Below are 1447 nucleotides of genomic sequence, written 5' to 3' on the forward strand. Positions count from 1 at the left end.
GGCTTAAGGGACATTTTGTGTGTGTAAATCTATCCGGTTTCCCGGGATGACCTCGGCCAGCAACCAGATATGGTTTTCAAAACAGTTCCATTCGCCCGTTTCGAGAAATCAACACCGAATACCACCACACCTGTGGTATAGGCTCCGACCGTGGTGCGGTAAGGCCAATTGCTATGGCAATCACAAACCGGCCGTCTTGCCCACTATGCGGCCACACACTGATAAAAAACGGAACCACAACCGCAGGCACACAACGCTGGCGCTGCCCGAACTGCAACGCATCCACAATCAACCCCCGCGCCCGCACCAACGATGTACGCCACTTCAACATCTTTCTCGACTGGATCCTTTCCGGGGAACCCGCAGACCGCGTCGCTCAACGACACAAGGTGACCAGACGCACCTTAACCAGATGGTTTCAACTGCTGTGGTTTATCACCGTGCCCAACATGACAGACCCATATCGCGTCTACGACCAAGTCTTTATCGACGGCACCTACTTCCACAAGAAATGCCTGCTCGTTGCATGTACGGACACACACGTCATTGCCTGGCACTGGTGTTTGCGGGAAAGCTCATCGGAGTACCTCAAACTCCTCGACAAGATCGCCCCACCGCTAATCATCACCACTGACGGCTCAGGAGGAGCCTTAAAAGCAATCCGGAGTAAATGGCCCCACGTAGCCATCCAGCGCTGCCTAGTCCACGTACAACGCAACACGTTTAGCGATATCAGTAAAAACCCGATCCACCCAGCACATAAAGCAATCCGCAAGCTTGGCTACATGCTCGTCAACGTTGCTGATACCGACGATGCCGCACGGTTTATCGCAGCCGTACACACCACCCGCATCACCTTTGACGACTGGCTCAAACAACGCACCTATCGCCGTGATATCCCCCAAGGTCAAGTACCAACATGGGTCAACGACACCCAACAATGGTGGTACACCCACCGCAATGCACGTCGTGCACTGCGCAGGTTTGAAAAGCTCATCCAAGACGACCAACTCTTTGTCTTCCTCGCCCCACCAGAGGGCGTGACACAAGATGTAAAAGCCACCACGAACCTGCTAGAAGGCGGGATAAACAAGCAGCTCAAAGACAAAGCTGGCCAGCACCGTGGCATGTTCGATGAACATCAACGCATCACCATGGATTGGTGGCTATACATGCACACGCAAGACCCGGTACCGCCTCTTGAGCTTGCCCGGCACCAAGACTTCGGACGCGTCGGCGAGAAGGCCGCACGAGCTGCGTGGGCCAGAGAAGAATTACAACGCCGCGGTCACCTGGATGGGCGGCCGAAAGAATTCGATACCGGCATTGATGGTCAGTGGAACCCCAGCTTAGGCGTGAGAAAAGGGTGGGCTGGACGCAGCTAAACACACACAAAATGTCCCTTATCGCGACACGCCGTAAAAACACACAAAATGTCCCTTAAGCC

At 54.4% G+C, this 1447-nt stretch carries 1 protein-coding gene; it reads left to right on the plus strand.

Annotated elements, in window-relative coordinates; translation table 11 throughout:
• Nucleotides 1-173 precede the first annotated feature (173 nt).
• Complete coding sequence (locus BJP06_RS00005; protein ID WP_083433134.1) at nt 174-1385, plus strand: IS1249 family transposase; 1212 nt, start codon at nt 174-176, stop codon at nt 1383-1385.
• Nucleotides 1386-1447 lie beyond the last annotated feature (62 nt).

This window comes from Corynebacterium sp. NML120713 (assembly GCF_001875735.1).
In the GTDB taxonomy this organism is placed as follows: Bacteria; Actinomycetota; Actinomycetes; order Mycobacteriales; family Mycobacteriaceae; genus Corynebacterium; species Corynebacterium pseudogenitalium.

What these genes read in the sequence shown, in the direction of transcription:
- BJP06_RS00005 (WP_083433134.1), top strand. Translation starts at nt 174, where the DNA reads ATGGCAATCACAAACCGGCCGTCTTGCCCACTATGCGGCCACACACTG.